4 protein-coding genes and 2 pseudogenes are annotated in these 16,193 nt (G+C 29.5%); 4 read left to right on the forward strand and 2 right to left on the reverse strand.

Annotated features, from left to right (window positions below):
* Window positions 1–835 (reverse strand): annotated as a pseudogene (locus ADF62_RS11890) (IS110 family transposase); the annotation flags it as partial.
* A gap of 21 nt (window positions 836–856) precedes the next feature.
* Window positions 857–1,441 (reverse strand): annotated as a pseudogene (locus tag ADF62_RS11475) (IS3 family transposase); the annotation flags it as partial.
* A 402-nt stretch (window positions 1,442–1,843) separates the two neighbouring features.
* On the opposite strand from ADF62_RS11475, the gene ADF62_RS05835 reads away from it, so the two are divergent.
* From ADF62_RS05835 to ADF62_RS05850, 4 genes are read left to right on the forward strand one after another with little or no spacing between them, the layout of a single operon-like run.
* Window positions 1,844–3,538 (forward strand): ABC transporter ATP-binding protein, encoded by a 1,695-nt coding sequence (locus ADF62_RS05835; protein WP_048788305.1) that lies wholly within the window; start codon window positions 1,844–1,846, stop codon window positions 3,536–3,538.
* A gap of 10 nt (window positions 3,539–3,548) precedes the next feature.
* Window positions 3,549–7,940, forward strand: a complete 4,392-nt coding sequence (locus ADF62_RS05840) for a non-ribosomal peptide synthetase (RefSeq protein ID WP_152901328.1) — start codon at window positions 3,549–3,551, stop codon at window positions 7,938–7,940.
* 13 nt (window positions 7,941–7,953) lie between these two features.
* Complete coding sequence (locus ADF62_RS05845; protein WP_048788307.1) at window positions 7,954–13,821, forward strand: condensation domain-containing protein; 5,868 nt, start codon at window positions 7,954–7,956, stop codon at window positions 13,819–13,821.
* The gene (locus tag ADF62_RS05850) at window positions 13,821–16,190 is read left to right on the forward strand and encodes an FtsX-like permease family protein (RefSeq protein WP_152901329.1); all 2,370 of its coding nucleotides are present in this window, start codon (window positions 13,821–13,823) and stop codon (window positions 16,188–16,190) included. Before ADF62_RS05845 ends, ADF62_RS05850 begins: the two co-directional genes overlap by 1 nt.
* Window positions 16,191–16,193: the final 3 nt, after the last annotated feature.

The raw sequence follows: 16,193 nt of genomic DNA on the forward strand, positions 1-16,193 counted from the left end.
GTTTGTTATGCGTTATGAGGTAATACATTGTTCTAATGAGACGATGTATAGAGGCAATCGTGTATGGTTTGGTTGAAGTCACTTGCGATTGTCTTTTGCGTTTCTCATAGAAGTCTGCGATATGACAAGGATTGGTGTGGCTAGCTGAAGCTATGTTATGAATGCACTTCAAGAGAATCTTTCTGGCATAGGGATTCCCACGTTTGGTGATATGTTCCTTGGCTAGAAAGTTTCCAGATTCATAGTGTCTGAGGTCAATGCCGACAAAAGCATTGATTTGATTGGCAGAGTGAAATCGACGAATATCACCAAGTTCGTCAATAATACTTGTCGCTGTGGTTTCAGCTATTCCAGGAATAGAGAGAAGAATCTCGTATTCTGGCAAAGATTGAGCCAAGGTTACCATCTCCTCTAAAACATCTTGTCTGTGTTCAGAAAGCCTAAGTAACTCCCCTGCATAGTATTTGACCTCTTCTATCACTGGAGAGGTTTTCTTGACCGCAAAATAAGACTGATTAGCTAGTTTTGTAAGCTTATCTACTAAGCAAGTCGCACGTTTTTCAGAGATGCGTTCTGCCGTAGACTAACGGATGATAGCTGTTAATGTGGCGTCATCCGACTCCAGTACAAAACTATTACATGGAAAAGTTATTACCAAGTTCCAATATTGTTCCCCAGTTGGTGCTGACAAGATGTTTTCCAATTCAGGAAAAGTGACCTGTAAAACCTTGTGCAGACGGTTTTTAGCACAGACAATATCTTCAGTAAGATTCTGGTAGAAACGGCTGAGGTCGCGTAATTCTTGATAAAGTGCTTCTTGGACATAGCTTGGTTTTAGTTTTACCTTAATGGTTTTGTTGTTGTAATACTCAATATAGTCTACAATGGCTTGTTCTAGCATCGTCTTTACTAGTTTCAAATTCGGTGACGTAGAAAGATTGTAGGCGATAATTGCATTATTAAAGCCATCTAAAACTGGCGACAAATAGAGTTTTTGGTTGCTTAAAATGGGCGTTTAATGAGATTCTCTGCTTTTTTGTCAACTTCTCCTTAGTATGAAGAATCCTTCCGATTCCGACGGGTTCTGGCCGTTAAAACAAGAACTTTCATCAGACGTTAGACCTCCTTATGATTCACAACGAAATAACGATTTCTCAATTCAAGAGTCTTTCGGCGATACCCATAATTTCTTTTTGCTTATAATAAATTTCCTGAATTTTGCCTTTAATCTCTTTATCTTTGTCGAGCCCAACCAGTTTTTTCACCAGATAGTAGTAAGTTGAGAGGGGTAAACTGGCTGTTCCAAGAAGTAAATCTAGTCGAAATCCTCCTGAAGCCATTTCTCTAATTGTCTTTGCCTTTCTTGCTGTAAGGCTTCGTTCCTGTCTTCTAGCTTTAGATAGGCCAACTCGGTACGTAAGCATTCACTCTCCTTTTGAAGTCACTTGAGTTCTGCCATTTCTTTCCTTTACGTCCCAATAATATTTGTATGTATAAGATGTGTGATCTGTGCTATAATAATCTTGGGGTTTGTTTTTGGATATTTGGGGTTTAATAGGAAAAAGTATATCAAACTATAGGAAAAATAAAAGTTTAGGATAAAATAATAACAGCAAATAGTAGAAAGCGAACAATAATGGATTTCTGTTCTTCGGAAATCTCGTTTTGTTCGCTTTTTCTATTGGTGGTTTCAATTTTATCAGTTATGAAAATTGAAATTTTTATTGATACTATTTTTTTAAAGACTGCAGCAATATATACAAGAGGAAATCTAAAATCTTTTTATTCCTTATTCTATTGTAGATAGATACAATAGATAGAATATTCACACTTGGAGGTACAGATGAAACAAATTTTAAAGATAGTATTTTTTAAAAACAAACTATTATTTTTATTGACGATAATATTTAGTTTTATTATTTCTTTGTTTAATATAATCTCAGCATTAATTCTTAAAAATTTTATCGATGTTGCTATAGAAACAGATAAATCTGGATTGAACTCTATACTATTAAAATCTGCTTTTTATATCGTTGGATTTTTAATAATTTCTTATATCACTTCCGTCTTGAGAAGTAAGTATGTTTCAAAAGCATACAAGAATTTAAGTGTTTATTTTACATCGTTATTACTTTCTAAAAGAATTAGTTTTTTAAACGGTTCGAATTCCTCTAAATACTCGGCTTTTCTCACAAGTGATCTCGAAAAAGTGAAGCTGGATTTTGTTGATAATATCGTTGTATTATTTCAAAATATTTGTACATTATTGTTATCGCTATCAATTATGCTTTATTTTGATGTTTATTTATTTTTAGGAATCCTAATTACCTCAATTTTAACATCATTTATGGGTGGAATTTTCCAACAAATACTACCTAAAATAGATAATCAAGTGACAAATCAAAAAAATACCGTCTCACAATTATTTAATGATGTAATTGGAGGTTTTCATACAATAAAACTATTTAGAACTGAAAACAGAATTGAAGAGATTTGTAAGAAAAAGGTTTATGAATTAGAAGAGTTAAATTTTAAAAGAGAGAGAATATTACATCTTTCTAAAAATTTTGCTATGGCAAGCACTAATATAATGGTATTTGTATTGTTTTACATAGGTGCAAACCAAGCAATGAGGGGTGTAATATCATTTGGGACTATTGTTGCATATATACAACTATTAAACTTTGTTGTTGTTCCAATACAAGATTTGCCTCAATGTTTTATGAAATTTCAGTCAGTATTTAACATATTAAAAAATGTTAGCGAATTGATAAACACCTCTAGAAAAAATAATCTTATCGATAATGACATTAAGTTTAGTGAAGACATAGTATTTGATAATGTATCCTTTACGTATAGTGATTCAAATAATTATGCTTTAAAAAACATATCATTCAAATTTGAGAATGGCAAGAAATACATAATAGTGGGTCAGAGTGGTAGTGGTAAGAGTACTTTATTAAGTTTATTACAGAAATTTTGGACAGATTATACTGGACAAATAAAAATAGGTAATGTTGATATAAAAAATATTGAGGAAGATGCTATATATAAAAATGTATCTGTAGTTCAACAAGAGGTATTTATTTTTGATGATACGATACTTAATAATTTAACAATGTTTTCTGTTTTTGAAAACAGGTTCTTGAACAGAGTTATAGAGCAGTCTCAATTGGGGAAACTGATTCGTGAGAAAGGTTTAGAATATAATTGCGGAGAGAATGGTAGGAATTTATCCGGTGGTGAGAGGCAGAGGATTGCTATTGGAAGATGTTTATTACAAAGAACTCCTATCATCATATTTGATGAGGCTACAGCTTCATTAGATAATAGAACTACAAAACAGATAGAAGAAGTATTGTCTGAAATGGAAGGCATTACGCAGATTATTACTTCACATAGGTTAAATAAGGAAGTTTTGCAAAAATATGACAGCATACTAGTAATGAAAAATGGAGTTCTTATAGAGTCGGGAAACTTTAACGAGTTAATTGAAAATAAAGGTGAATTCTGGGCATTATATAAAACAAAAAATTAGGAGAAATAAAATGAAAGAAACATTAACATTATCACAAAATCAAATTGGAACATTTTCTCAAATAGTTGAGGGCGATTATTCAATTGGAGTAGATGCTATTTTTAAAGGCGAAGTAGATAGCAAGTATTTTAGTAAAACGTTAGAAACAATTATCCATAATAATGATATATTTAAATTAAAATTGGTAAAAAAAGATGTTGAGATTTTCCAAGAGCTGAGTGATACGGTACTATATACATACAAAATTAAAGAATTTCAATCATTTGAAGAGTTTGACGATTGGAAGCATAATGCTAGGTTTCAGCAAATAGATTTAGATTATTTAATCGACTTTTATGGAATTATTATTAAAGATTATGGATTTGGTATCTTTTTTAAAGTTCACCATATAATTTCTGATGCTTTTTCTGTAGGCTTATTAGTGAATGAATTCATTTTTACCTATAGAGATTATGAGAAAAATTTATTGCCTTCAATTGAAAGAGGATCATACCAAAAAGTATTAGATGCTGAAAATGAATATAAATTGGGGAAAAAAATTAATAGAGATAAAGAATTTTGGGTTTCAGAATTTAAAAATAAGTTGACCAGTTCGTACTTATCAAATAAAAAAAGTAGCAGTTACCGTGTTCATAGGCAATCATTTAGTTTAAGTAAAAAGCACTCTGAACAGTTACAAGAGTATGCAAAGAGAAACAACGTATCTGAACTATTTATTTATATGTCTGCTTTTTCAATTTATATGTCCAGAATGAATAGAGAAGATATAGTGAATATTGGTACTACATTACATAGTAGATTTGGTAAAAACCAAAAAAATACTATGGGTATGTTTGTAAATACAGTACCAATAAGTATTTCGATAAATAAGGAAAACGATTTTACTGAATTTATTTCACAAGTTGATAAAAGAAAATCGAGAATATTTAAACATAGTAAATTTAATTATACAACACTCAAACAAGAATTAAATGAAAAATATGGCTTTAGAGAAGATCTATTTGATGTAATTATTAATTACCAAACGGCAAAGAAGGAATTTTCTGATGAGTTCAAAATATCATGGCAAAATTGTCAATATCAGTCAAATAACTTAACGATTAGCTTGAATAGTTGGGAAGATGGTACTTTTAAAATAGATTTTGATTATCTCGATGATGTTTTTACTGAGGAGGAAATAAAGAATATAAACAGACATGTTAATAATATTTTATTTAATGGTTTAGCAAATCCGACTCAGAAAATTTCTTCTTTAAAAATGGCCGATGAAGTGGAAGACTCATTGTATAAAGAGATTAATAAGTTAGATAATGTCAATTTTGAAAATAACGATATAAAAACTATATTTGAAAATGTTTGTGAAAAAAATTCAAATAGAATTGCAGTTATTCAAAATAACGAAAAAATCACATATAGTCAGTTAAATGAGTTATCTAATAAGCTCGCTAGGGTTTTATTGAAAAAAGGTATAGGGAAGGGAGATTCGGTTGCCGTAATTTCGGATAGAAATATCCAGTTAATTATTAACATTTTATCAGTAATAAAAATCGGTGCACGATATATTCCTATAGATCCAAATTATCCAGAGGAAAGAATTAATTATATGTTAACTGATAGTGGGACCAAAGCTATATTACTTTCGACGGATAATGTTCTGGAATTAAATGGGGATACAGCTATCGATGTAAGGAAACTATCATTAGATGGTGAAAGTGGTGCAAACTTAGATATTAATATTTCTCCTGAAGATCAGTTATATGTGATATATACTTCGGGAACAACAGGAAAGCCCAAAGGAGTAAAAATATCTCATATTAATGTAGTACGACTTTTATTTCACGATAATAATCGTTTTTCCTTCTCAAATAGAGATGTTTGGATGCTATTTCATTATTATGGTTTTGACTTTTCAGTCTGGGAGATATTTGGAGCGATTTTAAATGGAGGTAAGTTGGTTGTTCCAAGTTTAGATGAAATTCATGATAATTACTTAATTATCGAATTAATTAAGAAGCATCAAGTAACTGTGCTTAATCAAGTTCCAAGTTCATTCTATGCTTTGATGTATGCTTTGGGAAAAACGAAACTTTTGAGTTTGAGATATCTTATTTTTGGTGGGGAGGCATTGGAGCCACTGAAATTAAGAGATTTTTATTTAAATAATGGTCATGTAAATATAATTAACATGTACGGGATAACAGAGGCTACTGTTCATGTTACTTATAAGAAAATAGAATCATCAGAAATCGAACAAGGGATAAGTAATATAGGTTGTCCTCTTCCAACTACAGGTCTCTATTTAATGAATGATGATGAAGTATCCGGTATCGGAGTTCCAGGTGAAATTTGTGTATATGGAAAAGGATTATCTTCAGGCTATTTAAATAATACTAATTTAACACATGAAAAGTTTGTTTTCTCAGATACCTTGCAGAGGAAAATATATCGTTCAGGAGATTTGGCAAGACTGTTGCCAGATGGAACTATTGAGTACATGGGGCGTATCGATAAGCAGGTTAAAATTCATGGATTTAGAATTGAATTGAAGGAAATTGAAGGACAAATTTTAAGAAAATTCGAACGTTCTATTGAAGATTGTATTGTTATTGACAAAAAAGATAGAACTGGAGAAACTAGTCTATATGCATATTTTATCAAAAAGCCAATTTTTAATTATGACAATCATAGTTTGAGTAGAGAGTTAAGGGAGGTACTACCCTCTTATATGATTCCTAAATATTGGATTGAACTGTCGGAGTTTCCACTTACAAATAATGGTAAATTAGATAAATCACAGTTACCAGATATTAAAATTGAGTCTACTGGAGAAATAGATGAAGCTAGCACTGAAAAAGAAAAAGAGATATTAAATATCTTTAGAGACTTATTAGGAAATGATTCTTTGGGAATTCATGATGATTTTTTTGAGTTTGGCGGAGATTCTATTAAGAATATGATGCTTGTCTCTAAAATGAGAAATATCGGACTTGAAGTTACAACTAAGGAAGTCGTACAAAATCCTACTGTTGTAGAACTATCAAACGTTTGTAGAACTAGAGTATTGCATGATAATCAGTTGCCGGTTTATGGAGAGATACAAGAAACTCCTATAATTTCAGATTTTTTCAATTCTAATTATGACAATCCCGAGTATTATAATCAATCAATTCTATTAAAATGCAATAAAAAGATTAGCCAACAAAAGGTAAAAAATGCATTTCTTAAAATAATTGAACAACATGATATGCTAAGAGCAGTTGTTAATAAGGACCGATTATTCGTTTCTAAGTATGATGAGCATGACTTGGATTTTGAGTCAATACGGTTGGAAAAAGAAGAAATGATCCAATTTTTTAACAAGACACAAGAATCATTTCAATTCGATGGTTCTACTTTGTTCAAGATAAGATTGATAGAAATGGGGGACGAAGACTACGTATTTTTAGTTGCTCATCATTTAATAATTGATGCCGTTTCATGGAGAGTGATTTTAGATGATTTAAATTATTTATATGATCATTCAGATGATGTTGATGTTGACTTACCTCTTAAATCTACATCATTTAAACAGTGGGCAATGGAATTAAATGAATATAAAGATTCTTCAGCTTTTAAAAATCAAAGTAAGTTCTGGGATGATACTATAGTTTTTCTAAAAAAACAAAATAAGAGTGGACAAGATACTTTTAACTTCCGTAAAGATAGCATATTTATTGATAACGAAGTAATAAGTGATGGAATGAATAGGGCCAAAGAGATTTTTGGAGCTGATAGTAGTGCTATTTTATTAGCTGCATTATTAGATGTGTTGACAGATTATCTTCCTAATAAAACAATTATTAATATGGAGGGACATGGTCGAACTCTTTCTAGTAAGAATATTGCTGTTGAACGAACAGTAGGGTGGTTCACTGCTATTTATCCGCTTGTTGTCGAAAAACAATTTGATATTTCTTCTTCAATAATGAATATAAAAGATAAGTTAAAACGGGCTAGCCAGTCTCAGATTGAATTTGGTTTGATGAAAAATAAAGATAGATTTACTTATAGACCTAATTTGACTTTTAACTATTTAGGTGAATTTACTGAAGAAATTAATAATAGCAATACTTTCAGTCTATCAAAACAGTCGACAGGAGAAGTAAAAGATAAGAAGAATTACTTAAAATCGGATTTTGTGGTTGATATTATTAATTATGGAGATGGTTTTAATTTTAATTTTACTGTCGTAGAAAAAATCAATATTAATTTTGAAAAAGTAGAAATGGAATTAAAGAATTACTTCTTAAATTTGAAAGATAAACTAAATTGTTATGATCAAAAAGTTATAACTCAGTCAGATGTTTCTGATGAAGAATTGGAAAGTGAAATTTGGAAAGAATTAACAGACTTATATAACTAGATTGGAGGACGCTATGTCAAGTAATATTGAAAAGGTTTATGGTTTAACACCGATGCAGAAAGGGATGTTGTTTAATTACATAAAGTCAGGGAAGACAACTTATTTTGTCCAAAAGTCTACACATTTAAAGGGAAAGTTTAATCTAAATAATGCAGTTTCAAGTTTTCGCATATTGAGTAAGAAGTATGATATTTTAAGAACATCTATATTTTATAATTCAGGTACTGATCCTAAACAAGTTGTTTTAAAGAATAGAGAGATTGAGGTTAATATTATTCATTCCAAAGAGGAAACTAATATTGAGAAAATAGAAAATGATGATTTCAATAGAGGATTTGACCTAACCCAAGACTCACTGTTAAGAGTTACCTTAGTGGTACAGAAAAGTGATTATATCACAATTATTTGGAGTTTTAATCATATAATACTTGATGGCTGGTGCATGTCTATATTATTAAATGATTTTTTCAAGTATTATGAGCTTCTAAATGAAGGTAATACCATTGAGGAAATCCTGTCTAATATTGAAAAAACTTTGGATTATAAGGAGTATATCGATTGGCTTAACTGTCAAGATCACGATGCCGCAAAGCAATATTGGCTAGATTTTATTGCAAATTATACTGATGATTCTAATATTGAATCAAGAGATGGTCACAGTAAGAAGTTAAATAAAAGCAAAAGTATTGTTAGATATAATTCAACTTCAATTCAGATTGAACAGTACAAACAATTTTGTAATAAACATGGAATTACTTTAAGTGTTTTGTTCGAATTTTGTTGGGGTTTATTTCTAGCTAAACACAATTTCACAAAGGATATTGTATTTGGAAAAGTAGTTTCTGGAAGAAGATGTGAGTTGTCGGGTATTGAGAAAGCTTTAGGATTATTTATTAATACTATACCAACCAGAGTAAGTGTTGTAGATAATTTGACATCTTTAGACTATTTAAAGAAACTTTATAATACAAATATAGATAGTGAACAATTTGATTTTTACCCGTTGTTCGAAGTAATGAAATTAGATAAAAATAATGGGAATCTAATTAATAGTTTGTTTATTTTTGAAAATTATTTTGTCGATGAAAAAAAGGATAATCAACCTAAAGATCTAGAGTTGATTCTTGACGATAAACCAGAACATACAGAATATCCCCTGACTCTTGCAGTAATTAATAGGGGTAACTATGAATATGACATTAATTATAACCCTGATATCTTTTCCGAACAGGAAGTTGATATTTATATGTCCCAATTTGTAAATGTAATTGAGTCTGTTACAAAATATCCAAATAAACTAGTATCTGATATAACCCTTTGCAGTGATGAGGAAAAGAATAAAATAACTAGTTATTCTAAAGGAAAAATAGTTAAGTTAAAAGTTGATTCTATTATTGACCAATTTTATAAACAAGTTAAACTGAACCCTGAAAAAGTTGCTATAGTTTCTAACGAAGAGTCCATGACTTATAAAGAACTATGTGATTATGTAAGGAAAATTCAATCTATTTTAATTCTGAATGGTATAAAAAAAGGTGATCGAATTGTATTGCATTTTGATAAAAATATTGATTTGGTTGCCAGTATGCTGGCCTCATTAACGGTGGGTGGCACTTATGTTCCAGTCGACAAAAAGTTTAGTGAAGAGAGAATAAATTTTATCATTAAAGACTCGGATGCAAAAGTAATGCTATCTGATTCTGATGTTAATAGAGTTCAAGATGTAGTTGTACTAAATGTCAAAACAATAGGTAATTCTGATAATTCCTTTACAGCTAATTTTGAGAAATCTATTGAAGGGGATCAGAACCAGTATATTCTCTATACCTCAGGTACAACTGGCAGACCTAAAGGTGTTATTGTTAAGGAAAAATCAGTAATTAATCTAACCAGTTTTTTATATAATGAAATATATAAGCATTGTCAGGGGGGAAATATTGGACTAATTGCTAATCAGATATTTGATGCCTCAGTTCAACAAATATTTACTTCTCTAATGTATGGATTTTCATTGTATTTGATTGATGATGATTTAAAATTTGCTCCCCCAAAACTATTTAAGTATATAAATGATAATAATATAAAAATTTTAGATGGGACACCTTCCTACATAGACCTCTTGGTTAATCAAAATAATCAGAGTTTTCTAGATGTTGGCATCTATATTATAGGTGGAGAGATTTTACCACCAAAATTATTGAAGGATATAACTAGAGTGTCTCCAACTGCAGAGATATATAATGTATATGGACCGACTGAAATGACTGTTGATTCAACTTGTTACAAATGTAGCGAAAAAGACATAGAATTGACTAGAGTTCCTATAGGTAAACCGATCTATAATACTGAATTGAAAATAAAGAATGATAATCATCTTTGTGCTATAGGACAAATTGGAGAAATAACTATTTCTGGTGAAGGACTTTCTTCTGGTTATACAAATTCGGAATTGAATGATCAATGTTTTAAGAAGGTCGATTCTAGTATAGAATACCACACTGGGGATTTAGGCTACTGGAATTCAGACGGTGATGTGATAATATTGGGTAGAAGGGATTCTCAGATTAAGTTAAATGGTTATCGAATTGAACTGACTGAAATAGATAATTGTTTAGTTGAACTTGAAGGGGTTGCTAGTTCACACAGTATAGTTGACAATAATAATATATATACTTTTGTTGTTTTAGAAAAAGAATCTTTAATTAATAATTTAAGAAGTGAACTGCAGAAAAAACTTCCCTTCTATATGGTACCAAGAGATATTATTCAAATTGAAAAAATACCTATGTCCTTCAGTGGAAAGGTAGATATTCAGGTTTTAAAAGAGTTAATTGCGAATAATAATCGTAAAGAAGAGAATGATATTGAAGATAAATTGAACTTAGCTCGCGAAGAAGAAGTTATATTAGATACATATAAAACTATTTTTCAAAGAGAAGATATTACTTTAAATGATAATTTCTTCAATTTGGGTGGAGATTCTATATATGCTATTAGAATTGTATCGTTATTGTCTGAATATGATGTAAAAGTAAATGATATATTGAATTTCCCAGTTTTAAGAGACTTATCCAAGTTTATACAAAAAAATAATAAGACAATCTCTCAAGAAGAGGTTACAGGTAGAATGGAATTACTTCCTAGCCACAGAAGGTTTATTAAAGGGGTGAACAAAAAAACTGCAAATCATTTTAATCAATCAATATTCATTAAATCAGAAGTTAAGTTAAACTTAGAATTAGTAAATGAAATTTATCATACGTTATTGAAACATCATGACTCATTAAGAATAAGCTATCATTATGATAAAGATTATGCTGAATTGATTGATTATAAATCAATTGAGAAAAAACAGGATATTATTGTCATAAATTGTAAAAAAAGTGAGATGTGGGAATATGCTACAAGTGAACAAAAATCTATGTCTTTAAATGAGGGTAATGTATTTAAAATTGTTGTGTTTAAGACTGAAGAAGGCGAATTTTTGTTATTTATTTTACACCATTTTACATCAGATGCTGTTTCTTTAAGAATTTTATTTGATGATTTTTCTAATTTGTATCGGAATCAAAATGACGCGACATCATTACCGTTAAAAACAGTTTCAGTTAAGGAATTTGCAAAAGCAATTAATGAATATAAACAAAATAGTTCTTCACAAATAGATAGAATGTTTTGGAAAGAAAATTATATTACTTTTAATTGTGAAAATTATACGCCGTGTACTTTTTCTGAATCCGAGAAGTTTGAATTGAAATTAGAGAAATCAGTTATTTCAGAGCTTAAGAATAACCTAAGTAAGTTGAATGACATTGATATGCAAGATGTATTACTTTTAAGTTTTTTAGAATCCTATTTCAAAACTTATAAAAAAGAACAGCATCTGTCAATTGATATGGAGGGTCATGGAAGGAACTCGGAGGCCATTGATTTAAATGTTTCAAGAACCGTTGGTTGGTTCACAAGTGTTTATCCTTTACTATTTAAACCAGATGTTATTCCTAGTTCTTTTTCAGAAAAAGTTTCCTATATCCATAAACGATTGAAAAGTGTGCCAAATGGTGGTTTAACATATGCTTTGCAGACAGAATCTAATTCAAAATTTAGATTTAGTTCGATTATGTTTAATTATTTAGGAGAGTTCGATAGTAAGCTTTTTGAAAGCAATGAATTTTCAGTTATGGAGAAAAGCATTGGCGAGGAGGTATCTGGCGACCTTCTTATGCAGAATCCATTAATACTAAATATGTTAATACACGATGGTGATTTAGTTGCTAGTTTTATATATGACAAGAAAGTTTTTAGTAAGTGGAAATTAAAGAAATTCTCTAAAGTATTCAAAAAAACACTAATTCGTTCTATAAAACAGATTGAAAACGTCTCTGAAGATACTACATATAATAATTTAATAAAACAAATTCAAAATTACACTGATAATAAAGTAGATAATTATGTAGACATCCTTAATTCTGAATCAGAAAAAAATATATATGTGTTTCCGCCAGCCATGTTAAAGATTGCTTATTTACCGATTTATAAAGCTGTTTTTTCTGAGTTGGATTATAAGACACATGTATTCCATTTAACTGATGACAAAGAATTGATTAAGAGAATATCAGAATACATTATAAATCAAGGTGATACATCAATTACTTTTGTTGGTTATTCTGGAGGTTCTAATATTGCATATGATGTTTCAATTTATCTAGAACAACACTATGATAAAGAGGTCAATAGTATTGTGATGCTGGATGGATTTAAGTGGGAAGACGGGCTCGATTTTGTAACTGTTACTGAAGAGAATATTGATGACATGTTAGATGATTTTTTGGCTCAAAGCAATATTAACAAAGAAGATCTAGACGAAAAGATTGTAAAAATAATTGAATCGGAACGCACGAGCTTTCTCTTAGAAGCAAAAATTTATCAGGATTATTGTCAATTAAATAAGAACAAACATATTCTTTTACAAAATACAAAAATTTTCAATATCCTTTCAGAAGATACTTTTGTTGATAAATCGAAAGATACCAGAAGAGAATGGGACAGCATTTCAAATCTTGATGTTGAATATATTCATGGTGTAGGTAGTCACTTGAGTATGTTAACAGACAAGAAATATTTGCAACAAAATCGTAGGTTGTTAAAAGATATATTGGAAACAGTTGCTATTTCAACTCCAATAATTAGTGCAAAGAATCTAACAAAGACATATGGTTATGGTGATGCTGAGGTTAATGCATTGAAATCTGTTTCGATTGATATTTTTGAAAAAGAATTTATATGTATCCTAGGTAGTTCAGGTTCTGGGAAATCTACTTTATTGAACTCTTTGAGTACTCTTGAAGAGTTTGATAGTGGGGAACTGAAAATTTACTCCCAAAACGTAGATTATTCAGATAGTAAGCAAATTTTAAAAATTAGAAAAGATTATATTGGATTTGTATTTCAACAATATCTCTTACTACCGAATTTGAATGTAAAAGATAATATCGAGACAGGAAGATATCTTGCAAAATCTGAGTTAAATATTGATAAGATTCTTGATTTACTGTCTCTTGAAGATAAATTAGAGAAGTATCCAAGTCAATTATCAGGTGGAGAACAGCAAAGAGTTTCCATTGCGAGAGCCCTGGCTAAAAATTCTAAAATTTTGTTTTGTGATGAGCCGACAGGTGCTCTTGACACAAAGACTGGAATAACCGTTTTGAAAGTCTTAAAGCAAATTCAAAAACAAGAAGGTTTAACAATTGTCCTAGTCACCCATAATTCACAAATTTCCAAAATTGCTGATAGGGTTATTTATATGAAAGATGGTGAGATTACTAAAGAAATAACAAATGAATTTCCTTTAAGTATTGAGGAGGTGGATTGGGAATAATGAAAAAAGTATTAAAAAACAATGTTAATGGTATTTTAAAAAATAAATTGTTTATTTCGTTATTAATACTTTTTGGAGTGTGCTTCGGTTTTTTGTCTACCTATTTATATTATGGTAATATTCCTCTAAAAAATCATTATGAAGAAGAATTGAGATCTAGTAATTTAGAAGATTTCAGAATTTTACCCTCTCTTACGCTGACAGATAACGAGATTAAACAGATTGTACAAGACTATAAGATAATTGATACAACGAATATAACATTGGAAGAGTTAGTGGGGAAATATAATGTAAACTTAAGTGAATACTATAATATAAGAATTAAAAAGCTTGAAAAAAAATATAACTTCTCTTCGGAGCTTTTTCGCAGAAAATATTTTATTAAAAATTCACGAACATATTTTTTAAGTCCTTATAATGGGAAGGACAAGATTAATAAGTTGACTGTAGTTGAAGGAAAAAAAAATCTTACAAAAGATGAAGTCCTTATTTCTGTTCAGTTTGCAAGGATGAATAATGTAAAAATAGGTGAATCGATAACGCTTTATAATCATTCCTATAAAGTGGTAGGGTTATATTATCAGCCATCTGAAAGTTTAATTTACAATTCTAACTATTCAAAGCGAATAGGTAATATGTATAATGCTGGTGTATTTCTTTGTATGAAAGACTATAATGCAATTGAAGGCATGGAAGATTATATTTTCGTAGCACGGTTTGATAAAAGATTAAATAAAAAACAGCTAAATAATCAGTTACAAACCATGATGAAAGACAAAAAAGTTGGTCAAATTTTTAATAGTAACGATTTGACGAATTTTAAAACATTTCAATCAAATTTCGAAACGAGTATATCAATAATGTCTTTAAGCCTCACTATATTAAGTATTGTTATAGCTATTTTATTGATACAGATCCTACATAATCAAATTAAAAAATATTCAAAAAGTTTAGCGATTCTACGTGCAATGGGATATAATAAATTAGGTCTATCTACAACATTCTTTATATTTGCGTTGCCGACAAGTTTAGGTATTCTTCTTGGGGGGATATTAGGTTACTTTAAATCATTTAAATTCATTGATTCTTATCTAGATACATTTAATTTTATCAGGATTATACCTTCAATCAATATTCCAAAACTTATTTTGATTTTATTAGGTTTGTTTATTTGTATTAGCGTTTTTTCAATTGGAGTTGTTTTTAAAACAATGTCGAACTCCGTATTAGATGGTATTTATGAACGGAATAGCATAAAAATAAATTATCGAGCATTTAGGGTTAATAAGTATTTAGATAGGTTACCGTTTATTATTAGAGTTAGGAATAGTTATTTATTAAATAATATTTCTAGGGCGTGCTCTGTATTGATTATGAGTTTTATTTCTTTCTTTCTATTGAATTTTGCTTTTTCTTTATCTAACATTGCAAATAAACCGGTAAGTGATTATTCAAGCTCTCTTAATTTTAAATATGAGTATATTTATCAATATGCTCAACAAAATAATAATGATAAATTAGATAAAAATCTATCGTATTCAACCACAGTGTTATTAAATACAGAAGAAGATTCTTGGAAGACCTCTAATGCACAATTTGTTGACGAAGATTATAATTCTCTAAATATTTACAATTCAAAGGATAAAAGTATTTTTAAATCATTGAAAACACAAAATTCTATGATAATTCCTAAAAAGGTTTCTGATAAATATGGAGTTAATGTAGGAGATCATATCAAGATTAAATCTAGTAGTGGTATTATTCACAATATGACAGTGGTTGAAATAAATCCGATTTCATATGACAACACTTTGTATTTTAATAGAGAATATTTAAAAAAATTCGATGATAGCTTAACAAGTAAAAGTTATAATAGGAGGTACACTAATAAACTGCTAGGTGAAAATGATGGTGTTGAATATCAAACTAAGGGTGATAAAGTAAATCAAATTAAAAAACTTGTAAGTAGTAGTTTATCTTTGATTCCAAGTATCATTGGTATTACAGTTTTTATTGTTGTTAGCATTTCAATCCTATTAGCCTCTTTAAATCTTCGTGATAACAAAAGAAGTATCTCGATTTTTATTCTGCAGGGTTATTCAAAGAGACAAATCTTAAACATGTTGATAAATGTGTACAGTATTGTATTGATTGTAGGAATGTTTATAAGTTTAATGAATTTAGAACTTCTCTTCGATATAATTTCATCCTATATTAATTCATTAGTGGATATTTACATTGAATTCAATGTTTCAGCACTTTATATAATATTATCTGCCAGTGTAATCTTTTTGGTATATCAATTATCACTATTTGCTACATATCGCTCTTTAAATAAAATTAAGATTAGTGAAGTTAATTATGATTAATTT

This window comes from Streptococcus sp. 1004_SSPC (assembly GCF_001069025.1).
Classification (GTDB): Bacteria; Bacillota; Bacilli; order Lactobacillales; family Streptococcaceae; genus Streptococcus; species Streptococcus vestibularis.